Here is a 21,286-nt window from a genome sequence, read left to right as displayed (position 1 = left end):
CCTTCGGTCGCGCGCCCCTCGCTAGTCATCGGCCAGTGCCTCCTCCTCGTCGTCCGGCCCCTCGCCCGAGAGGTCGATGCCGGTGACGGTGCTGACGTTGTCGCCCTGCATCATCACGCCGATGGCGCGCTCGGAGCGTTCCAGCAGGGCCGAGCGGTGCGAGACGACGACGAACTGGGCCTCGCCCGCCAACTCGTCGACCAGTTCGCCAACGAGGTCGGCGTTGGCGGCGTCGAGGAAGGCGTCGACCTCGTCCAGCGCGTAGAACGGCGCGGGGTTGTGCCGCTGGATGGCGAAGATGAACGCGAGGGCGGTCAGCGACTTCTCGCCGCCGGACATCGCGTTCAGCCGCTGGATCGGCTTGTCGCCGGGCTGGGCCTTCATCGTCAGGCCGCCCTCGAAGGGGTCGTCCTCGTCTTCGAGGTGGAGGTGGCCCGTCCCGTTCGAGAGGCGCTCGAAGATGTCCTCGAACTGCTCGTTGATCTCGTCGAAGGAGTCCATGAACGTCTCCTTCTTCCGGGCCTCGTAGGTGTCGATGCGGTCTCTGATACCCTCGGCCTCCTCCACGAGCGTGTCCTTCTGGTCCTCCAAATCCGCGAGGTCGTCGGCCACGCTGTCGTACTCGTCGATGGCGCGCATGTTGACCGGCTCTAGGGCCTCCATCTCGCCGGTCAGGCGCTCGATCTCGGCCTCGACGGTGTCGTGGTCGGGGACGTTCTCCGGGTCGTAGTCGCCGACCTGCGCCTCGAGTTCGTCGATCTCCCAGTCGAGTCGCTCCTCGTCCTCCCGCTCGTCTTCTAAGTCGCGCTCGACTTCAGAGACCTCCGACTGCTGTTCGTCGCGGGCCTCCTTGGCCGCCTGTAACTCGTCGCGTAGCTCCTCTCGCTCTTCTTTGAGGTCTGCGAGTTCGTCTTCGAGGTCGGCGACCTCCCGCTCCTTCTCGGCTTTCAGCGCCTCCTTCTCCTCGACCTGCTCCTCCAACTGGGCGATGGTCTCCTCCTTCTCGGCCTTGCGGTTCTGGGCGGCCTCGATGTCGTCGTGGAGGTCCTCGATGGCGTCCTCGGCGTACTGCTTCTCGAGTTCCAGTTCGTTCAACTGGGCGTCCAGGTCGTCCATCCGGTCTTCGAGGGCGTCGACGTTCTCGCGGATGGCCTCTCGCTCGTCGGTGAGGTCGGGGAGCTCCGAGTCCTGCACCTCGGCCTCTAACTCCTCGATGTCGCCCTCGACGGCCGCGATCTCCTCGTTCTTCGCCTCGATCTCGGCCTCTAACTCGTCCATCTCGTCGGCGACGGACTCGCGGTCGTCGGCTATCTCTTCGAGGTCGCTCTCCAGTTTCTCGATTCGCTGGCGGGCCTCCGAGAGCGCGCTCTGCTTGCGCTCGATGCCCGTCTCGATGTCGCGGACCTGCTCGGTCGCGTCGGACTCGCGGTCGCGGGCGTCGTCGAGTCGCTCCTCGACGTCTCGGAGGTCCTCGCGCACGTCCGCGCGCTGGTCTTCGAGGTCGTTGATTCGCTTGGCGACCCGTTCGAGTTGCCCGGCCCCGCCCGAGAAGGAGTAGCGCGTGCCCGAGGAGGAGCCGCCGGTCATCGCGCCGCTCTTCTCGACGAGGTCGCCCTCGAGCGTCACCATTCGGTAGTCGCCCATCAGGTCGCGGGCGGTGTCCATGTCGTCGACGACGACCGTATCGCCGAGCACGTACGAGAAGACGCCCGCGTAGTCGGGGTCGAAGTCCACGAGGTTGTACGCGAAGTCGACCACGCCGTCGGCGCTCGGAAGCGAGGGCAGCGAGCGCCGCTGCATCTGCGTGATGGGCAGGAACGTCGCGCGCCCGGCGTTGCGGGATTTGAGGTACTCGATACAGGACTGGCCGACGCCGTCGTCGTCCACGACGACGTGGGCGAGTCGCCCGCCCGCCGCCGTCTCGCAGGCGGTGGCGTACTCGGGGTTCACGCCGCCCAACTGCCCGACGGTGCCGTGGACGCCCTCGCGGTCGGCGTTCAGGATGGCCGTCACGGCCCGGCCGTACGAGGAGTCGCCGTCCTGGCCGGCTTTCGCTTCGAGTTCGGCGTACTCCTGCTGTTTCGCGCTTATCTCGTCTTCGAGGTCGTCTAAGTCCGACTGGAGTTCGCGCTTCTCCGCTCGGAGGTCGTCGACGACTTCTCCGATGGTCGCCTTGTTCTTCTCCGCTTTCTCCAGTTCGGTCTCCAAGTCCTCGATGTCGGCTTCGAGGTCCGGAATCTCCGCTTTCGCCTCCTCGATGGCGTCTCGCTTCTCGTCTTCCTCGTTCGAGCGGCGGCGCGCCTCGTCGAGCAGTCGGTCCTGCTCCCGCTGGAGGTCGTTTCGCTTGCTCTTGAGCGATTCGAGGCGGTCGCGCTTGTCTTCGAGCTCGTCCTTTATCTCCTCGAACTCCTCGCCGATGTCGTCGATGCGCTGTTTCACGTCCGCGAGGTCGCTCTCCTCGCTCGCGATGTCCGCCTTGACGTTGGACTTCTCGACTTTCGTCTCGCGGATGTCGCTCTCCAGCTCGTCGATGGTCTCCTGCTTGCGGTCGATCTGGACGAACGCCTGCCGGCGCTCGTTCTCGGCGTCCTCGACGGCCTCCTCGGCGTTGTCGATCTTGTCTCCGAGCCGCGAGATGTCGCCCTTTATCTCCTCGATGTCGCGCTTGATGGCGAGTTGCTCGTCCTCGCCCTTCCGCTCTATCTCCTGGTTGAGCGCGTGGAGTTCGTCTTCGAGGCGGACGACCTTCCCCTGTCGCTCGTCGAGCTCTCGCTGGAGGTCCGCGAGTTCGTCCTCCAACTCCTCGATCCGGCTCTCGACCGCGTCGAGTTCCGCGCGCTTGTCTTCGAGCTCGGCGGCCTTGCGGTAGCCCTCGTACTCCTCTCGCTCCTCGCGGAGCGACTGGTACTCCAGCGCCGTCTCGCGTTCGTCTTCGAGCTGGTCGAGGCGGTCCCGCTTCTCCTCGATGCGCAGTTCCGCCTCGCCGATGCGCTCCTCGACGACCTCCAGTTCCTCGAACGCGTCGGCCTTCTTCGCGTCGAACTGGGCGACGCCGGCGATCTCGTCGATGATCTCCCGACGGGAGCCGGCGGTCATGTTGATTATCTCGGTGACGTCGCCCTGCATCACGACGTTGTACCCCTCGGGGGTGACCCCCGCCTGCGCGAGGAGGTCCTGGATGTCCGAGAGGTTGACCGAGCGACCGTTGATGTAGTAGTAGGAGTAGTAGTTGTCCTCGGTCTCCTTGACCCGGCGCTTGATGGCGATCTCGTCGACGTCGCCGACGTCCTCGGTGCCCGCGGCGTTGACGACCTGCGCGCGTTCGAGCGTGCGGTCGTCGTTGGCGAGGATGACCTCCACGCTGGCCTGCCGTTCCCCGTCGTACTCGGCGTCCTCGTCGGCGTGGCCGGGGTTGTAGATGAGATCGGTCAGTTTCTCGGCGCGGATGCCCGACGTGCGGGCGAGGCCGAGCGCGAACAGGACGGCGTCGATGATGTTCGACTTCCCGGAGCCGTTCGGGCCGCTAATAGTAGTGAAATCTTCGTAGAACGGGATGCGAGTCTTTCGCCCGAAGCTCTTGAAGTTGTCGAGGACCAGCTCTTTGATGTGCATGCGGTGGTGGGCCGGCTTCCTACGCGACGATGATGTCGGAGCCGGAGTCGTCTTCGGATTCCGACTCGGACGCGGCCTCGTCCTCCTTGTCTGCCCCCTCGGTATCCTCGGTGTTAGGGTTGTCGGACTCCGCGGTCAGGATCTCCTCGTCGTCGCCCGACGCCTCGGTTTCGGCCGCTGCGCTCTCGCTCTCGGCACCGGCGTGTTCGGCGTCCACGCCCAGTCCGCTGTCGTCGTCGACGGCGTTTTCCAGTTCGCGGATACGGACCTTACACTCGACGAGTTCGTCGGTCAGCCCCTCGACGGAGGCCTCCAGTTCTTGGACGCGCGTTTCCAGTTCCTCGACGCGGTTGCCACACATACCAACAACCCATCAGTTGAGCCTACTTATACCTACGTCAGACATTGACAGCGGAACTGATACTTGTACGGCGATCGGACATCTGTGTCGAGCGGCGCGCGTCGGCTCGCTACCCCTTCCCGACCATCTCGTCTTCGTCGTCCCACTCGCGCTTGCGCAGTTCGTACTTCTGGATCTTCCCGGTCGCGGTCTTCGGGATCGTGTCCACGAACGAGATCTCGTGGACGGCCTTGTAGTCGGCCAGGCGCTCGCGGGTGAACGCGGTCAGCTCGTCGGCGGTCACGCCGGGGCTCTCGGGGTCCCCGCTCGTCGGGACGACGAACGCCTTCGGCGTCTCGCCCCACTTCTCGGACGGCGCGGGGATGACCGCCACGTCGTCGACGGCCTCGTGGTCGAACAGCGCGTCCTCCAGTTCGATAGAGGAGATGTTCTCGCCGCCGGAGATGATGATGTCCTTCTTGCGGTCCTGGATGGCGATCATCCCGTCCTCGTTGACGACGGCGAGGTCGCCGGTGTGGTACCACCCCTCTATGCGCTCGTTGAACGCCTCGCGCGTCTCGTCGGGTTTCTCCCAGTACTTCTCCATGACCTGATTGCCGCGGACGACCACCTCGCCGATGGTGCCGTCGTCGCGGGGGACTTCCTCCCCCTCGTCGTCGACGACGCGGAGTTCGGTCCCGAGCGGGGCGATACCCTGGCGCTGCTTCAGCGAGAATCGGAGTCCGCCCTCGTCGGGGATCAGTCGGGCGGCGTCGGAGGTGGCGATCAGCGGCCCGGTCTCGGTGGCACCGTAGAGCTGCGTGAACTCCCAGCCGAACTCGTCTTCGACGATCCGAATGGTCGCGCTCGGCGGGGCGCTCCCGGCGGCGGTCACGCGGACCGGATTGTCGCCGCTGAACGCCGGGTCGTGTTCGTCGGCGTACTCGTCGAGGATAGTCAGCACGGTCGGCGCACAACAGAGGAAGGAGACGTCCTCCGTCTCGATAGCGTCGAACACCTCCGCGGCGTCTACGCCGCGCGTACAGACGTGTTTCGCGCCGCGGCCGGTGACGGCGTAGATGTGGCCCCAGCCGTTGACGTGGAACATCGGGAGCGTCCACAGGTAGACGTCGTCGTCGGTGAGGTGGTGGTGGATCGTCACGAGTTGCGCGTGCAGCGACTCCGTCCGGTGCGTGCGGCAGACGCCCTTCGGATCGCCGGTCGTCCCCGAGGTGTAGTTGATGGTGATTATCTCGTCCTCGGTCATCTCCGGGCGGGCGTAGCCGTCCGGTTCGGCCGCCAGGAACGACTCGAAGCCGAGCCAGTCGCCCTCCACCGGAACCGGGTCGTTCGTCACGAAGACGTCGGCGGGGATCTCGTCGCGTATCGCCTCGATCTTGCCGGCGTACTCGTAGTCCGCGTAGACGACGCTCGCCCCCGAGTCCGAGAGGAGGTACTCGTAGTCCGACGACGTGAGTCGGTAGTTGAGCGGCACGTGGATCGCGCCGCACTGCATCGCCCCGAACGCCGCTTCGAGGTGGTAGTGCGTGTTCGGGTCGAGCACCGCGACGCGGTCGCCCTTCTCGACACCGCGCTCCTGAAGCGCCGCCGAGAACCGGTCGACGCGGTCGCCGAATTCGGCGTAGGTGAAGCGCTCGCCGTCCGCCCCGACGACGGCTTCGTAATCGCCGTAGTACGTTCTGGCCCGGTCGAGAAAGTCGGTCACGAGTAATTGTTTTTTCATTCGTGATGGATTCCGCCCCCGATCGCACTAAACGTGCGACTCTCGGCAATATTTTCGCCCTGTCGCGGTCAGAGGCAGACTCAGCATCGCTGAGTGCCCCGTACTGTGACACCAGGGCGAGCGCCGGTCGCCGTTCGGAGAGAGCGCGACGGCTCCCGGCCGGGGGTCGTTAGCCTTTAGCCGGCGGCCACCGAACGGCGTGTAATGACTGCGCAAGCCGCCGAGTCCCGCGAACTCGCGGCCGTCATCGGGCTGGAGGTCCACGTCCAGCTAGAGACGGAGACGAAGATATTCTGTGGCTGTTCGACCGAGCCGACCGGGGAACCCAACACGCACACCTGTCCGGTCTGTCTGGGCCTGCCGGGGGCACTCCCGGTCGTCAACGAGGGGGCCGTCGAGGCCGCCGTGAAGGTGGGGAAGGCCATCGACGCCGACGTGCCGGAAGAGACGACGTTCCACCGGAAGAACTACTACTACCCCGACCTGCCGAAGAACTTCCAGGTAACGCAGTACGACGCGCCGATCTGTCAAGATGGGGAGCTGGAGTTCGCCGTCGAGAGCCGGCGCCGCGCCGTCTCCATCCGCCGCGCCCACTTAGAGGAGGACCCCGGCGCTATCAAACACGTCCGCGAGGGGACCGGACCGCTGGAGTCCCGCACGTGCTCGATCGACCGCGCGGACTACACGCTCATCGATTACAACCGCGCGGGGACGCCGCTGATGGAGATCGTCACGGAACCGGACTTCCGCGACCCCGGCGAGGTCCGGGCGTTCCTCGAAAAGCTCGAAGAGGTCCTCGAGTATCTGGGCGTCTTCGACGCCACCCGCGACGGCAGCCTGCGCATCGACGCGAACCTCTCGATGGTCGACGCCGACGAGGTGGGCGAGGACGGCCACATCGGGGAGTCGGTGCTGGAAGACGCCAACCGCACGGAGGTCAAGAACATCTCCAGTCACAAGGGCGCGGAGCAGGCCCTGGCGTTCGAGGCGTCGCGCCAGCGGAAACTCATCCAATCGGGCCGCGCCGTCGAACAGGAGACGCGGCACTTCAACGAGACCCACGGCAACACCGTCTCGATGCGCTCGAAGGAGGAGGAGAAGGACTACCGCTACTTCCGCGAGGCCGACATCCCGCCGCTGGAAGTCGCCGACTGGAAGGAGACGATCGACATCCCGGAACTCCCCGACGCCCGCCGCGAGCGCTTCGTCGCGGAGTACGGCCTGAGCGAGGAGGCCGCCTCGAAGCTCACCAGCACGAAACAGGTCGCGGACTTCTTCGAAAGCGTCGCCGAGCGGTTCGACGCCGACCTCGCGGCGACGTGGGTCGCCGACAACCTGCTGGGCGAACTCAACTACCGCGACATGGAGATCACGGACATCGAGGGCCGCTTCGACGAGGTGATGCGGCTGGTGGAACTGGTCGCAGACGACGAGATCACCGCGAAGAACGCCCACGAGACGGTCCTCCGGGAGATGCTCGACGAGGGCGAGGGCCCCGATACCGTCGTCGATCGCGAGGGACTGGGCAAGACCAGCGGCGACGAGGTCCAGCGGGCCGTTGAGGAGGCCATCGAGGAGAACCCCGACGCCGTCGAGGACTACCACAGCGGCGAGGGCGGCGCGCTGAACTTCCTCGTCGGACAGGTGATGGGGAAGACCGGCGGGAGCGCGGACCCCGGCGACGTCAACGGGCTGTTGCGAGAGGAGTTAGAGGGGGAATAACACACCGCGGCTCCGAACTCGCGGCGTCGCCGCGAGTTCGGCCTTTTTAGCCCAGATTTGTGCCGGGAGCGGTTCGCCAGCGGCGAACCCGATCGGGAAAAAGGTGGAGTGGACTCAGTCCGCGGACCGGACGGCCGTCGACGCCCGCTGTTCTCGTCGAGTCGATCGAATCGCCATCGCCACGAACGCCACCGCGGCGGCGCCGGCACAGCCCGCGGCCACCCAGAACGCGGCCAGCGCCGACGTGGCCTCCCAGATCGCCCCGACCGCCACCGGTCCGATCAGCTGCCCGACCTTCCAGGAGAGCGAGCGCAGCGAGAAACTGCCCGCGACGGCGTCCAGTCGTTCCCCCTCTTCGACGAACAGCGTCATGCTGGCGGGCAGCCGGATGCTGTCGCCGATACCGAGGACGCCGTAGGCGGCGAAGAGGCCGAAGAAGGCCGGCGGGAGCACCATCGTCGTCCCGGCCGCCGACAGGGAGACCGGAGACAGGAACTGCGTCGCGGACCCGGCCAACGGGATGAAGACGATGCCGACCGCGTAGACGGCCGCCCCGGCGAACACGAACTTGTAGCGGTGCTCCGCGCTGTCGATGAGGGTCCCCATGCGGCCCTGCAGGAGGGACTTCGTGAGCTTTCCGCCGGCGAGGATGCCGCCGATAGCGAGCGGGTTGATGCCGAACTGCGTCTTCGCGTAGATGGGCAGGAAGATGATGACCGCCATCTTCGCGACGCTGAACCCGAAGCGGAACGAGACGAGCGCGCGGATGGCCGGGCGCTGCAGGAGCGTCCTGAGCGTGTCGAGACCGGAGGCGTCGGCGGTGTCCGCCTGCTGTCCGGGGTTGTCGCGGAGGAACCGATAGACCGAGAGCGTGGCGAGCGCGGTCACGGCGACGAGGACGGCGTAGGTGGTCTGGAAGCCGTAGGTGTAGAGGAGAAGCCCGCCGAAGATCGTACCCGCGAGGCTGCTGAAGGCGGCCACCTGATTGTAGCTGCCGAGCCACAGCCCGCGTTTGCCGTCGGGGCTGATCTCGCCGACGACGGTGCTGCCGGTGATCCAGAGCAGGCTGGCACCGATACCCTGGAGGGCGCGGAGGACGATGACGTGTTCGACGGCGCTGACGAAGGTGAATCCGGTGAAGATGGCGACGTTGAGGAGGAGACCGGCGAGGAGATAGCGTTTGGAGTCGCCGGTGTCGACGACCCGTCCGAGCGGGAGGACGATGAGGAACTGCGTCAGCGCGAAGACGGTCCCGAAGAGGCCCTCGACGGTGCCGGAGGTCCCGAAGAGGTCGGCGTACATGGCGAGGGCGATGAGGATAGTGGAGTAAGCTTGGCTGCGGGCGAAGGCGGTGCTCGCGAGGGCGAGGAACTCTTCGTTCCTGATGAGATCGGTGAGCGAGGTCGCGTCGGCTGCGTCGGTCACGGTGGCTCCCGTAATGGATGCCCTCATTTAACTCTGATTACAGAACGAGTCACACACGTGAGTGAGTTCCACCCGCTGAACGGCTGAGGGCATGCGCTCCGTATCAGTCGGTTCGAATAGAGAATCTGTCAGTATTAATAATCGACAGAGCCGAGTCGGTAGACCGGCGGGCGAAAAAGTAGGCGAGCACCGGACTGCGATGGCGGCTAGTTCTTGCTCACGTCGCCCGCCTCCGCACCTGTGTCGCGGTCCTTCGGGACGATAGCGGGGTCCTTCCACAGCAGCGTCACGAAGATGGCGACGCCGGCGAGCTCGATGGTCTTGATGGCCGATTCGACCGGTTCGGTGACGTAGTGGCTCAGCACGAGAATCACCGTGTTCGTATCGCCGCCGTGGTGGCCGCCCCCGCCCGCAGCGGGAGCCGAGAACCCGTCGACGAGGAACGCGCCGTGGCCGGTGGTGTGCCAGAACACCCACGCCGCGATGGAGCCACACAGCAGCACCGTTCCGACGACGTAGGCGTTGCGCAGGCTGACCAACCCGCGAGTCACGAAGTACGGCCCCGCGAGCAAGATAGCGGCGAACGCGACGAAGAAGAAGGGCCGCGGGTCCGGCGGCATCCCCGACGCGAGCCACTGGTCGGTCGCCATGAGATAGATGACGCTCCGGCGGAAGCCCCACCAGAGGTGAAACGCTGCCGTGGCGAAGACGAGCGCGGCGGCGATACCCCGGAGGATTCTGGCGGTTCGTCGCTCCATGACACCGAGTTGGGAACTCCCCGATAAGAGGGCATCGGAGTACCGTCCCGAGCGAGGGTCGGCGAGTTTAGTCCTCCGCGCGTGCGTCTGCGAGCGTCCGCGGCGCGTCCGCGAACGCCCGCAAGCGCACGCACACCCGCGCTGTCGCCCGATTTCGGCGAAAGCCTTTAGAACTATCCCGAGCGTAGCGACCGGTAATGAAACAAGCAGGTGGTGTCCGATGGAGCTGATCATCACTGAGAAGGACAACGCCGCGCGCCGCATCGCCGAGATCCTCTCGGAGGGGAGCGCCTCGGCCGAGCGGCGCAACGGCGTCAACGTCTACCGGTGGGGCGGCAAGCGCGTCGTCGGCCTCTCGGGTCACGTCGTCGGCGTCGACTTCCCGCCGGAGTACAACGACTGGCGCGACGTGGAACCGGTCGAGCTCATCGACGCCGACGTGACCAAGGAGGCGACACAGGAGAACATCGTGGCGACGCTCAAGCACCTGGCACGCAAGGCCGAGAGCGCCGTCATCGCCACCGACTACGACCGCGAGGGCGAACTCATCGGTAAGGAGGCCTACGAGCTCATCCGCGACGTGACGGACGCGCCCGTCTCCCGCGTGCGCTTTTCTTCTATCACGGAGCGGGAAGTGCGGGCGGCCTTCGACGACCCCGACGAGATCGACTTCGATCTCGCGGCCGCGGGCGAGGCCCGACAGATCATCGACCTCGTCTGGGGCGCGGCGCTGACGCGCTTCCTCTCGCTCTCGGCCCGACAGTTGGGCGACGACTTCATCTCGGTCGGCCGGGTGCAGTCGCCGACGCTGAAGCTCATCGTCGACCGCGAGCGCGAGATCGAGGCGTTCGACCCCGAGAACTACTGGGAGATATTCGCCGACCTCCAGAAGGACGGGTCGGGCTTCGAAGCGCAGTACTTCTACGACGACGACGGCAGCGAGGCCGAACGCGTCTGGGACGAGGCCGAGGCCGATGCGGCCTACGCCGACCTGACGAGCGTCGACAGCGCGACGGTGACGAGCGTCCGCCGCCGCACCCGCACTGACAGCCCGCCGACGCCGTTCAACACCACCGCCTTCATCTCCGCGGCCAGTTCGCTGGGCTACTCCGCCCAGCGCGCGATGTCCATCGCCGAGGAACTGTACACGACGGGCTACATGACCTACCCGCGGACCGACAACACGGTCTATCCCGACGACTTGGAGGAGGACGCCCTGCTGGACGAGTTCGTCGGCTCGCCGGACTTCGGCGAGGACGCCGAGTCCCTGCTCGAACAGGACGAGATCGTCGCCACCGAGGGCGACGAGGAGACCACCGACCACCCGCCCATCCACCCGACGGGCGAGATCCCCTCGAAGTCGGAGCTCTCCGAGGACGAGTGGGAGATCTACGAGCTCGTCGTCCGGCGCTTCTTCGCGACGGTCGCCGAGGCGGCGACGTGGGAGCGCCTGCGCGTCGTCAGCGAGGCCGGCGGCCGCTCGCTGAAGGCCAACGGCAAGCGGCTGGTCGAACCGGGCTACCACGCCGTCTACCCGTACTCCAGCGCCAGCGAGAACCACGTCCCCGACGTGGAGGAAGGCGAGGAGCTGTCGATCTCGGAGGTCCGACTGGAGGACAAGCAGACCCAGCCGCCCCGGCGCTACGGCCAGTCCCGCCTCATCGAGACGATGGAGGACCTCGGGCTCGGGACGAAGGCGACCCGGCACAACACCTTAGAGAAGCTCTACGACCGCGGCTACATCGAGGGCGACCCGCCGCGGCCGACGGCGCTCGCCAACGCCGTCGTCGAGGCCGCCGAGGACTTCGCCGACCGCGTCGTCAGCGACGAGATGACCGCCCAACTCGAACGGGACATGACTCGCATCGCCAACGGCGAGGCGACCTTAGACGAGGTGGCCGACGAGTCCCGCGAGATGCTCTCGCAGGTGTTCGAGGAGTTGCGCGACTCCAGCGAGGAGATCGGCGAGCACCTCCAGGAGTCGCTGAAGGCCGACAAGACCCTCGGCCCGTGTCCGCAGTGCGGCGAGAGCATGCTCGTCCGGCGTTCCCGACAGGGATCGTACTTCGTCGGCTGCGACGGCTTCCCGGAGTGTCGCAACACGCTCCCGCTCCCGTCGAGCGGCGAACCGCTCGTCTTAGACGAGGAGTGCGAGGAACACGAGATGCACCACGTCAAGATGCTCGCCGGCCGTGACACCTTCGTCCACGGCTGTCCCCGCTGCGAGGCCGAGAAAGCCGACGAGAGCGAGGACGAGGTCATCGGACCGTGTCCCGCCTGCCACGAGGAGGAGGGCGGCGAACTCGCTATCAAACACCTCCGTTCCGGCTCCCGACTGGTCGGCTGTACGCGCTACCCCGACTGCGACTACTCGCTGCCGCTGCCCCGCAACGGCGACATCGAGGTGACCGACGAGTTCTGCGAGGACCACGACCTGCCCGAACTCGTCATCGACCCCGACAGCGACGACCCGTGGGAACTGGGCTGTCCCATCTGTAACTTCGAGGAGTATCAGGAGCGCAACGCCGTGCAGGGCTTAGAAGATCTGAACGGCGTCGGCAGCGCCACGGCGGAGAAACTCGAAGACGCCGGCGTCGACTCGCTCGACGCGCTCCGCGAGGCCGACGCCGACAGCGTCGCCGGCGAAGTGCAGGGCGTCAGCGCCGGACAGGTGCGGGACTGGCAGACCGAACTCGACGCCTAACCGCGGCTATTCGGATTTTCCGCGTGTCGCCGGTCGAGGCGCTACAACTGCAGGTGCGAACTCGACCCCGGCGCGTCGTCGTCATCGTCGACGCCGCCCTCGTGCATGAACTCGAAGTCGTCGTCGGTCAGGTACACCGTGCCGTGGCGCTCGGCGAGGTCCACGTCCGGGAGCGTCGTCCCGGCGGCCTCGCCGTTGTCGCAGTCGCCCTCGCAGGCGTCGAACATCGACCCGTGACGGGGACAGATTATCTGTCCGTCGCGCATCGGGACCCCGCGGCCCGTATCGAAGCGCTGGTCCTCGTGCGTACACTGATTCACCCACGCCTCGACGCCGTCGCCGCAGGGGACGACGACGACCTCCTCGGGTTCGCCGTAGGGGTCTTCGGCCGTGAATCGGAACGACCCGCTCTCGTGGACCTCCTCGACGGTGGTGAGTTGCTGCATGGTCGGGCATCGTGAGCGAGCGGCTAAGATGTGGCGGGCGGTTCACGTCGTTGCAGCCGCGTCGCGTATTCCGGTTTCGCGCCCGCCCCGCTATGGGAACACATACTCGTCCGACCTATTCGAAGCCGTTATGCCGCCGGGCGAACGTCTCTGCCGTATGGCTAACTGGGCGGACTGGGACCACATCGTCAAGATAGACCCCGACAAGACGCTGGTCGAGGGGGAGACCTACGAGGACGTGGCCGCGACCGGGACCGACGCCATCGAGGTCGGCGGCACCACCGGCATGACCGAGGAGAAGATGAAGCGGGTCGTCGACGCTTGCGGGAAGTACGACATCCCCGTCTACATCGAGCCGTCGAACCCCGCCTCCGTCGTCCACAGCGACCGCCACGACGGCTACCTCATCCCCGTCGTGATGAACGCCGGCGACGTGACGTGGATCACCGGCGCGCACAAGGAGTGGATCCGCATCGACGACGCCATCGACTGGTCCCGGACCTTCACCGAGGCCTACATCGTGATGAACCCCGACGCCTCCGTCGCCGCCTACACGCAGGCCGACTGCGACCTGGACGCCGACGAGGTCGCCGCCTACGCAGAAGCCGCAGAACACCTGCTGGGCCAAGAGATCGTCTACGTCGAGTACTCCGGCATGCTCGGCGACACCGAGAAGGTCGCCGCGGCCGCCGACATCCTCGACGACGCCACGCTGTTCTACGGCGGCGGCATCCACGACTACGACTCCGCCCGGACGATGGCCGAACACGCGGACACCATCGTCGTCGGCGACCTGGTCCACGACGAGGGCGTCGACGCCGTCCGCGAGACCGTCGAGGGCGCACAGGACGCTCACGCCGCGACCGCTGACCGCTGAATCTGCGTCGGTTCGCCCAGAGTCGTCTTTTTCGACATCGCTGCTCACGGGTCGTTCCTCCCCGTTCGCATTAACGAGGGTTCTCGCTTTGCTCGAACCCTCGCTGCTCGCGTATCGCTATCGCTCCCGCTCGCTTTCGAGGGCCGCTCCCTCCAGTCGCGCCCCTCGCTCTGAAAGACTGGCCTTAAGTCAGGCGCACCAGAACGCCACTCCATGGACGACCGCACATACACAGCGGACGCCGAACCGGGCGACAGCGTCACCGTCGCCGGGTGGGTCCACGAGATTCGGGACCTCGGCGGCATCGCCTTCCTCATCCTGCGAGACACCACCGGGAAGATTCAGGTCAAGTTCGAGAAAGACGAGATGGACGACGACCTCGTGGAGACGGGGCTGAACGTCCACCGCGAGTCCGTCATCAGCGTCACCGGCGACGTCGAGGAGGAGCCCCGCGCGCCCACCGGCGTCGAGGTCACGCCCCGGAGCGTCGACGTCATCTCCGAGGCCGACCCGGAACTGCCGCTGGACCCCTCCGGGAAGGTCGACGCCGAACTCCCGACGCGACTGGACAACCGGACGCTGGACCTCCGGAAAGACGAAGTCAAGGCCATCTTCGAGATCCGCGCCGAAGTCCTGCGCTCCGTTCGCGAGGCCTTCCGCGACATCGACTGCACGGAGATCAACACGCCGAAGATCGTCGCCACGGGGACCGAGGGCGGCACCGAGCTGTTCCCGATCACGTACTTCGGCCGCGAGGCGTTCATGAACCAGAGCCCGCAGCTGTTCAAGCAGCTGATGGTCGGCTCCGGCCTCGAACGCGTCTTCGAGATCGGCCCGATATTCCGCGCCGAGGAGCACAACACGCCGCGACACCTCAACGAGGCGACCTCCATCGACTTCGAGTCGGCCTTCTACGATCACACCGAGGCGATGGACGCCTGCGAACACGTCGTGAAAGCCGCCTACGAAGGCGTCGCCGAGAACTGCGCCGAGGAGCTCGAAGCGCTCGGCCTCGAAGACGAGTTCGCCGCGCCCGAGGGCGAGTTCCCGCGGCTCTCCTATCAGGACGCCATCGATAAGATCAACGCCACCGGCGAACTCGACGAGCCGCTGGTCTGGGGCGACGACCTCTCGACGGAGGCCGAACACGTCCTCGGACAGGAGGTCGGCGAGCACTACTTCATCACCGACTGGCCAAGCGAGATCAAGCCGTTCTACATCAAGGACCACGACGACGACGAGGAGGTCTCGACCGGCTTCGACATGATGCACCCGTCGATGGAACTGGTCTCCGGCGGCCAGCGTGAGCACCGCTACGACCGGCTCGTCGCCGGCTTCGAACAGCAGGGCCTCGACCCCGAGGCCTTCGAGTACTACACCAAGATGTTCAAGTACGGCATGCCGCCCCACGCCGGCTGGGGTCTCGGTGGCGAGCGCCTCGTCATGACGATGCTCGGGCTGGAGAACATCCGAGAGGCCGTTCTCTTCCCGCGCGACCGACAGCGGCTCTCTCCGTAGTGCCGTCCGGTCGCGCGGCGGCTCGTCGGATGAGTGCCACGAATCCGACGGTGTCCCGCGCGATCGCCAACGATTGGGTCCCTGACGCGATCGCTGGGAGCCCGCGAGACGAGCGAAGCGAAGTCTCGCAGGGCCGACAGCGGTTGAGCCCCTAACGGTCGAATCGACGTAGCGCTTCGGCGTTACTCCGGGAACAGCTCTTCTTCGCGCTCGATCGAACTGATTCGCTCGATGGCCTCGGCGTCGAGTTCCAGGTCGGCGGCCGCGAGGTTCGCTTCGAGGTGCGGGCGCGAGGACGCTTTCGGGATAGTGACGACGTTCTCGTGGGACGTGACCCACGCGATGGCGACCGCGGCGGGCGTCGTCTCGTACCGCTCGGCGACGTCCTGCAAGGTCGGGTCGTCGAACACCTGTCCGCCGGCCAGCGGCGAGTACGCCACTAAGGGGTAGCCGTGCCGCTGTGCGTCCTCGAGCAGCGACGCTTGCCAGAAGAAGGGGTGGAACTCGACCTGGTGGGCGGCGATCGGCGCGTCGAGGTGGTCGCGGGCGGTCGCCAACTGCTCGGGCGAGAAGTTCGAGAGGCCGACGTGGTCGGTCAGACCCGCGTCCCGCGCGTCGTCGAGAGCCGGCAGGGTCGTCTCGGGGTCGTAGTCGCCGCGCGGGCGGTGAACGTACAGGAGGTCCACGGAGTCGAGACCCAAGCGTTCGAGGCTGGATTCGGTCCCGGAGCGCACGTCGTCGGCGGCCAGCGAGTCTATCCAGAGCTTCGTGGCGACGGCCAGTTCGTCGCGCTCGGCGTCGGCGGCGGCGATGCCGTCGCCGACGACGCGCTCGTTCTCGTAGATCTGTGCCGTATCGAGGTGCCGGTAGCCGGTGTCGACGGCCGTCGCGACGACGGCGGGGTCGTCGACCCCCATCGTGCCGAGACCGACGGACGGGAGGTTCATGTTCGGCGGTCGGGCGGGACCGAGAAGGGCGTGTCGGTCAGAAGCCGCTTTGCTCTGTGACGGCGGCGGCGTGGTCCGTCCACTTCTCCAGCGTCGGGCAGCCCCAGTATCTGACCGCACCGCTGCGTTCGTCGAAGTCGAGGACGCCGAGCCGATGAAGTACCGGGAGATGCGTCTCGATCAGCGCCGCCTCGACGGCGTCGACGTCGCTCTCGGCCTCCGAGAGACCGCTGGCACGACCCTGCCGGGCGACGGCGTCGGCGAGGTCGCCGACCGCCGTCTGGGTCTCCGCGGCAGTCTGAAAGTGGAGGCAGACCGCGCGCCGCCGCCAGTCGGCGAGCGCTTCGAAGACGTCGTCGACGATCGGCGTGGTCAGCCCTCGATCCTCGGGTGTCATGCCGGACCAGTCGTCGCTTCGTGGCCCACTCCGTGGCGTATTGCTCATGAACTAGTGAGTTCGCAATTAGCGGTCAGGGGTATCAACCCCGTACCTAGTCGGCTAGGTATCCGACCGGGGTAACGGGTCGGGGGCGTCTCGATGGGCTCAGACGTCGAGGAATCCCTCGAAGAGGTTCCGCTCGGCCCGTCGGAGGTGCTGGTGCAGCGTCGGCGACGCGATGTTCAGCGTCTCGGCGAGCTGCTCGGCGGTCGTATCGCGGGGCCACTCGTAGTAACCCGCGAGGTACGCCGCGCGGAGCACTTCGAGCTGTCTGTCGGTCACTCGCTCGCGAAGCGCCGCCCCGCTTCGCTCCGTCGTCGGGCGGCGTTCGCGCTCCCGCTTGGCGAGGAGTTCGATCCCCGGTAGCCGATCGGCGAGCGTCTCCCGTATCGTGCGCGGTTCGGCGTCGGTCGGGGCCTCGACGGTGAGCGAGAGGCGCTCCGAGTCGGCGGCGAACCCGACGAGTCGAGCGCCCACGTCGAGCAACAGCGACTGGTAGGTCTCGCTCATCCGGAGTTCGACGACGCCGCCGTCGTCCTCTCCGCGGACGACGCGACCGTCGTCGATAGCCGGGCTATTCAGCAGACTGTCGAGCACCGCCGTCGGCGATGCGCCCTCGACGGTGAGGTACTGGAGGACGGCATCGCCGATGTCGACACACCCCGCCGATTCGAACCGGCAGTCGTGTTCGCGCGCGACGTCGACGAAGGGGGAGCCGGTGCCCTCGGCCTGAAACTCCAGTTCGACGACCCGGTCGTGCGCCAAGAGCTGTCGGTTCTGGACGGCCGTCAGCGCGAATCCGATCATCTCGCCCAGAACGGTCAGCGCGTCGACGGCCAGAGAGCTGAACGCCTCGGCGCGGTTCGCGTAGACGACGAGCGCGGCGTGGACGACCTCGTCGTGTCGGAGCGGGATGACCGCGGCCGACCGGAAGTCCCTGTCGAGGGCCTCGTCCCGCCACGTCTCCATTCGCTCGTCCGTCGCCACGTCGTGGATGATCTGGGGCTCGCCGGTCCGGATAGCGACGGTTCCCGGGTCGTTCTCCCGGTCGACCGTTCTCGCCATCTCGCGGATCCGGTCGAGATACCCCTCGTCGTCGCCGGCGGTCGTGCTCTGAGAGAGGTGCGTACTCCTCCCCTCGCGGTCGCCGATCCACGCGAGTTCGAAGAGATCCGATTCGACGAGGCGCTCGCAGACTGTCCGCTCGATCTCCGCGCGGGTGGCGGCGGACCCGAGCGTGCGGAGGACGTCCTGAATGAGGATGTGGACCTGCGTGAGCGTCGCCAGTTCGTCTCGCTGGGCTTCGAGTTCCTGCTGGCGCTCCTTCCGCTCGGTGATGTCCTGATGGATGCCGACGAAACGGACCGCCTCGCCGTCGTCGTCGCGTTCGAAAACCCGACCGATGTCGCGTATCCACCTGTAATCACCCGATTTGGTGCGCAAGCGGTGATCACACTGATAGATATCCGTCTCGCCATCGATATGGGTTCGAATAGCGTTCCACGCCCTGTCGAGGTCGTCGGGATGGACCAGTTCCTCCCACGCGTCCACGTGCGGGTCGAGTTCGTCGCGCGAGTAGCCGAGCATCCCCGCCCAGCGTTCGTCGAACGTGAGGTCGCCGGTCTTGGCGTTCCAATCCCAGACGCCGAGTTCCGCCCCTTCGATGGCGAGTTCGAGTCGCTCGCTCGTCTCTCTCAGCTCGCGCTCTCGGTTCGTCCGTTCGGTGACGTCCCGGTAGAGCCAGAGGTTCGCCGGGCCGTCGGGTAGTTCGATGGGGAGGTAACTCCGCTGGAACGTCCGGCCGTCCGCGAGTTCGACCTCCTCACGGAGGCGGGTTTCACGGGCCGAGACGAGCGACTCCGAGTCGTCGGTCGCCGCTTCGGGGTCTGCGTACTGCTCGTGCACTCGCTCGGCGACGGTCGCACAGTCGGTCCCGACGAGCTCTTCGGGCGTGTTCGACAGCTCGAACAGTTCGACGAAGTGCTCGTTGGCCCTCAGCACCTCTCGGTTCCGGCCGTCGAGGAGAACCCCGACCGGGAGCGCGTCGAACAGCGTCGAGAGGAGCGTGTGCGACTGTTCGAGTTCCCGCTTCCGTTCGACGCGGGCGGTGACGTTCTGTGCGACGGCCAACCCAGTGGTGACCGCACCGTCCTCGTCGCGTATCGGCATCGCCTGGACGTGGTAGTGGGTGCCCTTGAACTCGTCTTCGAAGCCGGCGGTTTCGCCGTCGAGCGCCGCCGCATAGGCGTCTTCGAGCAGTGCCGCGTTGTCGGGCGGGAAGATGTCCCTGGGGGTGTTTCCGATGAAGTCCTCCGGTTCGAGCCCGAGGCGGTCCAGTTCCGTTCCGCCCGCCATCTGGTACTCGAAGTCCTCGTCGAAGAGGAACACGCCGCCGTTCGGGAAGTGAGAGACGAGGCTGTCGAACAGCTCGCGGCGTCGCCGGAGTTCGCGTTCGTGCTCCCGGCGCTCCGTCACGTCGCGGACGACTCCCATCAGTCCGCGATAGGCCCCCCCGTCGTCGCGGAGGAGCGTGTAGTGAATCGACGCCTGCAGTTCCGTCCCGTCCTTCCGGCGGAGCGTGAGTTCGACCGTCGCGTCCTCGCCGTCCGACGCCAGTAACTGCTCGATGGTCTGCTGTCCCGTCTCCAGTTCTCCCGGCGCGAGCGTCAGCGACGCGTGCTCGCCGCACAGCTCCCCGGGTTCGTATCCGAGCATCTCGGCGAACGACTCGTTGCAGAAGTCGACGACGCCGCGCTCGTCGAGCGTGTACAGCCCGTCCTGTGCGTGGTCGGTGAGCAGTTCGAGAAGCGACTGGCGGGCACCTCGTCGCGCGCGCTCGGTCACGTCCGCGAGCCGAAGCAGGCGGAGCGACCCCGCGTCCTCGGGGAGGCGGTGGCCGCGACAGAGCACGTATCGCTCCCCGTCGTCGCCGTCGAGGCGGAGCGTCGCCGTCTCGGTCGGGTCTTCCCGGAGTCGGGCGACTCTCGACCGGTCGACGGCCTCCACGCACCGGGCCGCCAGCCGGTCGTAGATCGACGTCGCGTCGGCTTCGCCGAGGACGGCATCGACCGGGTCGCTCGCCCAGACGACCGCGCCGTCCTCCGCGACGAGCGCCGTGGTCTCGCTATCGGTCGCCCACGACTCGATGTCGTCGAGCGCCCGGTTCAGCGCGTACTCGGTCCGTTCGGTCGTCTCCGCCGTGACCCCGATCACCTTCTCGGTGAGGAGCGCGCCGCAGCCGTCCTCGCCCTTCTCGACCACCGTCGCCGCGGCGTCGAGCAGCGACTCGTCGAGCGCCGACGGGTCTCGGTCGGTGTAGAGAACGAGAGGGCAGTCCACCGCCGTCAGGAGCCGGTCGACGTCGTCGAGGCCGCAGGGGTCGATCACGAGACAGGACGGCGGCGTCGCCGTCGCGAGGTCGACCGCGGCATCGACGCTACCGACGCCCGAGACGGTGGCGTCCGCGGCGCGTTCGGTCAGCGTCCGTCGTATCCGCTCTCGCGTCGCCGCGTCGCCATCGACGTACAGTACCTCGACCGACCGGCGAGCGGACGCGGTGTCGGCGCGCTCCGCTCTCGACGTGGAGTCATGTCTCTCGGTCATGTCCTGACTCCAACCATTCGATATCGTCGGTACAGAGTAGCGCCGTCGCCTATATACTATCGGTCGGCGAACCCGGGGTGGGCGTCATTCCCGATCGCTAACAGTCACCGGCGGTCTCGGCCACGTCAGTCAACGTGAGCCACGTGTTACACCCCGCTCGTAACGCGACGAGGTCCGACGCCTCGACGACGCATTCGAGGGTCGCACCGTCTCGGGCGAGACGGGCGGTCGTCCGGTCGCCGTCGATGGCGCCGATCTCCGGACGGAGGCTTCGCGCCACTCGGCGCGCCCGCTCGGCGGTTGGATACTCGAAAGTGAGAACGGTCCGGTGGGGCGGCGTCACTAGTTGACGTCGATTTCCTTGACGTCGGGCGAGCGCTCCTTCAGCAGGACGCGGTGCCCGCAGTACGGACAGCGGACGCCACCGTACTCGTCGAGCGTTACGTCGCGCTTACAGCGTGAACACTTGTAGCTCATGACAGATAGGTGGGGAGAGAGTTCCTTTACTCTTCGTCTTCGGCGAGCGCGGCGCGGATCGAGCGGCGGACCGTCTTCCCGCCGGGCGTCTCGGGTCGGTAGCTCCCGCCGGTGTACTTGTAGTCGCAGTAACTGCACTGCCAGATGCCCGTTCCCTGCCGGTCGACGCGGTCCTCGCCGCAGTTCGGGCAGGTGTGGTCCTCGTTCATCTCGTCTTCGATCTCGGCGACGCGGCGACGGGCGACGCGCCCGTAGCGAGCGCCGAACCGGCCGGCGCTCCCGGTGCGTCCTCTGTTGCTGGCCATAGTACCTTTTGGTCGGCCCAGCGGCCACATAAGCCCTTCGAGACGAGAGCACTCGATCCGCAGTGCGGACCGCACCGGGCGCGAACATCGGAAGATGTCCACCCGCAGTTACTAAGCCGTTCCATCAGCAATCGACCAGTCACCATGGACGAAGCGCTCGAAGTCGTCGACGTCCTGGCAGACTCCGGATTCGAGGGGATCGTCGCGTGGCTACTGCGCCTCGTCGGGTTACTCGCGCTGCTCGCGGGGCTCGGGCTGTGGCTGTTCACCGAGGCGGGACTGCTCGTCCTCCCGGCGGCGCTGATACTCGTCGGCCTCGTGTTACTGGTCGCGCCGAGCGTCCTCCTGCTGGCCGCGGAACTCGCGTGA

17 protein-coding genes are annotated in these 21,286 nt (G+C 66.8%); 5 read left to right on the top strand and 12 right to left on the bottom strand.

Going from position 1 to position 21,286, the window contains the following annotated elements; translation table 11 throughout:
• Positions 1-21: 21 nt before the first annotated feature.
• From smc to EGH23_RS00645, 3 genes are all read right to left on the bottom strand, one after another.
• Positions 22-3,612, bottom strand: a complete 3,591-nt coding sequence (gene smc, locus EGH23_RS00655; protein WP_220578113.1) for a chromosome segregation protein SMC — start codon at positions 3,610-3,612, stop codon at positions 22-24.
• A gap of 19 nt (positions 3,613-3,631) precedes the next feature.
• Positions 3,632-3,973 (bottom strand): DUF7518 family protein, encoded by a 342-nt coding sequence (locus EGH23_RS00650; RefSeq protein WP_220578112.1) that lies wholly within the window; start codon positions 3,971-3,973, stop codon positions 3,632-3,634.
• Positions 3,974-4,082: 109 nt separating this feature from the next.
• Positions 4,083-5,696 carry a long-chain-fatty-acid--CoA ligase gene (locus tag EGH23_RS00645; RefSeq protein ID WP_220578111.1) on the bottom strand — a complete coding sequence of 538 codons (1,614 nt, stop codon included), beginning with the start codon at positions 5,694-5,696 and terminating at the stop codon, positions 4,083-4,085.
• Positions 5,697-5,900: 204 nt separating this feature from the next.
• Here EGH23_RS00645 and gatB point away from each other — a divergent pair, with 204 nt between their 5' ends.
• Entirely contained in the window at positions 5,901-7,418 is a 1,518-nt protein-coding gene (gene gatB / locus EGH23_RS00640; protein ID WP_220578110.1) for an Asp-tRNA(Asn)/Glu-tRNA(Gln) amidotransferase subunit GatB, read from the top strand.
• 114 nt (positions 7,419-7,532) lie between these two features.
• Here gatB and EGH23_RS00635 read toward each other — a convergent pair whose 3' ends face one another.
• Positions 7,533-8,843: an MFS transporter gene (locus EGH23_RS00635; protein WP_328765764.1), complete on the bottom strand. Its 1,311-nt coding sequence runs from the start codon at positions 8,841-8,843 to the stop codon at positions 7,533-7,535.
• A 206-nt stretch (positions 8,844-9,049) separates the two neighbouring features.
• Positions 9,050-9,601: a hypothetical protein gene (locus EGH23_RS00630; RefSeq protein WP_220578108.1), complete on the bottom strand. Its 552-nt coding sequence runs from the start codon at positions 9,599-9,601 to the stop codon at positions 9,050-9,052.
• Positions 9,602-9,821: 220 nt separating this feature from the next.
• On the opposite strand from EGH23_RS00630, the gene EGH23_RS00625 reads away from it, so the two are divergent.
• The gene (locus EGH23_RS00625; RefSeq protein WP_220578107.1) at positions 9,822-12,305 is read left to right on the top strand and encodes a DNA topoisomerase I; all 2,484 of its coding nucleotides are present in this window, start codon (positions 9,822-9,824) and stop codon (positions 12,303-12,305) included.
• A gap of 41 nt (positions 12,306-12,346) precedes the next feature.
• Here EGH23_RS00625 and EGH23_RS00620 read toward each other — a convergent pair whose 3' ends face one another.
• Positions 12,347-12,751 carry a Rieske (2Fe-2S) protein gene (locus tag EGH23_RS00620; RefSeq protein WP_220578106.1) on the bottom strand — a complete coding sequence of 135 codons (405 nt, stop codon included), beginning with the start codon at positions 12,749-12,751 and terminating at the stop codon, positions 12,347-12,349.
• 157 nt (positions 12,752-12,908) lie between these two features.
• Between EGH23_RS00620 and EGH23_RS00615 the strand changes: the two genes are divergently transcribed.
• Both EGH23_RS00615 and aspS read left to right on the top strand, forming a co-directional pair.
• On the top strand, positions 12,909-13,628 hold the full coding sequence (locus EGH23_RS00615) for a phosphoglycerol geranylgeranyltransferase (protein ID WP_220578105.1): 720 nt from the start codon (positions 12,909-12,911) through the stop codon (positions 13,626-13,628).
• A gap of 213 nt (positions 13,629-13,841) precedes the next feature.
• The gene (aspS, locus tag EGH23_RS00610; protein WP_220578104.1) at positions 13,842-15,146 is read left to right on the top strand and encodes an aspartate--tRNA(Asn) ligase; all 1,305 of its coding nucleotides are present in this window, start codon (positions 13,842-13,844) and stop codon (positions 15,144-15,146) included.
• Between the two features lie 182 nt (positions 15,147-15,328).
• Here aspS and EGH23_RS00605 read toward each other — a convergent pair whose 3' ends face one another.
• The 6 genes from EGH23_RS00605 to EGH23_RS00580 form a co-directional block, all read right to left on the bottom strand.
• Positions 15,329-16,093 carry an aldo/keto reductase gene (locus EGH23_RS00605; RefSeq protein WP_220578103.1) on the bottom strand — a complete coding sequence of 255 codons (765 nt, stop codon included), beginning with the start codon at positions 16,091-16,093 and terminating at the stop codon, positions 15,329-15,331.
• A 37-nt stretch (positions 16,094-16,130) separates the two neighbouring features.
• Positions 16,131-16,490, bottom strand: a complete 360-nt coding sequence (locus tag EGH23_RS00600) for a DUF7344 domain-containing protein (RefSeq protein ID WP_220578102.1) — start codon at positions 16,488-16,490, stop codon at positions 16,131-16,133.
• A 147-nt stretch (positions 16,491-16,637) separates the two neighbouring features.
• A complete protein-coding gene (locus tag EGH23_RS00595; protein ID WP_220578101.1) occupies positions 16,638-20,135 on the bottom strand; it encodes a PAS domain S-box protein in 3,498 nt (1,165 codons plus the stop codon).
• A gap of 97 nt (positions 20,136-20,232) precedes the next feature.
• Positions 20,233-20,478, bottom strand: coding sequence for a KEOPS complex subunit Pcc1 (locus EGH23_RS00590; protein WP_220578100.1), 246 nt, complete (start codon positions 20,476-20,478; stop codon positions 20,233-20,235).
• Positions 20,478-20,612, bottom strand: coding sequence for a DNA-directed RNA polymerase subunit P (locus EGH23_RS00585; protein ID WP_162316872.1), 135 nt, complete (start codon positions 20,610-20,612; stop codon positions 20,478-20,480). Before EGH23_RS00585 ends, EGH23_RS00590 begins: the two co-directional genes overlap by 1 nt.
• A gap of 26 nt (positions 20,613-20,638) precedes the next feature.
• Entirely contained in the window at positions 20,639-20,947 is a 309-nt protein-coding gene (locus tag EGH23_RS00580) for a 50S ribosomal protein L37ae (RefSeq protein ID WP_220578099.1), read from the bottom strand.
• A gap of 114 nt (positions 20,948-21,061) precedes the next feature.
• Between EGH23_RS00580 and EGH23_RS00575 the strand changes: the two genes are divergently transcribed.
• A complete protein-coding gene (locus EGH23_RS00575; protein ID WP_220578098.1) occupies positions 21,062-21,286 on the top strand; it encodes a hypothetical protein in 225 nt (74 codons plus the stop codon).

This window comes from Haloarcula nitratireducens (assembly GCF_019599505.1).
This window is presented reverse-complemented; position numbering and strand designations above follow the sequence as displayed.

What these genes read in the sequence shown, in the direction of transcription:
- EGH23_RS00595 (WP_220578101.1), bottom strand. Translation starts at nt 20,135, where the DNA reads ATGACCGAGAGACATGACTCCACGTCGAGAGCGGAGCGCGCCGACACC.
- EGH23_RS00615 (WP_220578105.1), top strand. Translation starts at nt 12,909, where the DNA reads ATGGCTAACTGGGCGGACTGGGACCACATCGTCAAGATAGACCCCGAC.
- EGH23_RS00625 (WP_220578107.1), top strand. Translation starts at nt 9,822, where the DNA reads ATGGAGCTGATCATCACTGAGAAGGACAACGCCGCGCGCCGCATCGCC.
- EGH23_RS00650 (WP_220578112.1), bottom strand. Translation starts at nt 3,973, where the DNA reads ATGTGTGGCAACCGCGTCGAGGAACTGGAAACGCGCGTCCAAGAACTG.
- EGH23_RS00600 (WP_220578102.1), bottom strand. Translation starts at nt 16,490, where the DNA reads ATGACACCCGAGGATCGAGGGCTGACCACGCCGATCGTCGACGACGTC.
- smc (WP_220578113.1), bottom strand. Translation starts at nt 3,612, where the DNA reads ATGCACATCAAAGAGCTGGTCCTCGACAACTTCAAGAGCTTCGGGCGA.
- EGH23_RS00575 (WP_220578098.1), top strand. Translation starts at nt 21,062, where the DNA reads ATGGACGAAGCGCTCGAAGTCGTCGACGTCCTGGCAGACTCCGGATTC.
- EGH23_RS00585 (WP_162316872.1), bottom strand. Translation starts at nt 20,612, where the DNA reads ATGAGCTACAAGTGTTCACGCTGTAAGCGCGACGTAACGCTCGACGAG.
- gatB (WP_220578110.1), top strand. Translation starts at nt 5,901, where the DNA reads ATGACTGCGCAAGCCGCCGAGTCCCGCGAACTCGCGGCCGTCATCGGG.
- EGH23_RS00630 (WP_220578108.1), bottom strand. Translation starts at nt 9,601, where the DNA reads ATGGAGCGACGAACCGCCAGAATCCTCCGGGGTATCGCCGCCGCGCTC.
- aspS (WP_220578104.1), top strand. Translation starts at nt 13,842, where the DNA reads ATGGACGACCGCACATACACAGCGGACGCCGAACCGGGCGACAGCGTC.
- EGH23_RS00605 (WP_220578103.1), bottom strand. Translation starts at nt 16,093, where the DNA reads ATGAACCTCCCGTCCGTCGGTCTCGGCACGATGGGGGTCGACGACCCC.
- EGH23_RS00580 (WP_220578099.1), bottom strand. Translation starts at nt 20,947, where the DNA reads ATGTGGCCGCTGGGCCGACCAAAAGGTACTATGGCCAGCAACAGAGGA.
- EGH23_RS00620 (WP_220578106.1), bottom strand. Translation starts at nt 12,751, where the DNA reads ATGCAGCAACTCACCACCGTCGAGGAGGTCCACGAGAGCGGGTCGTTC.
- EGH23_RS00645 (WP_220578111.1), bottom strand. Translation starts at nt 5,696, where the DNA reads ATGAAAAAACAATTACTCGTGACCGACTTTCTCGACCGGGCCAGAACG.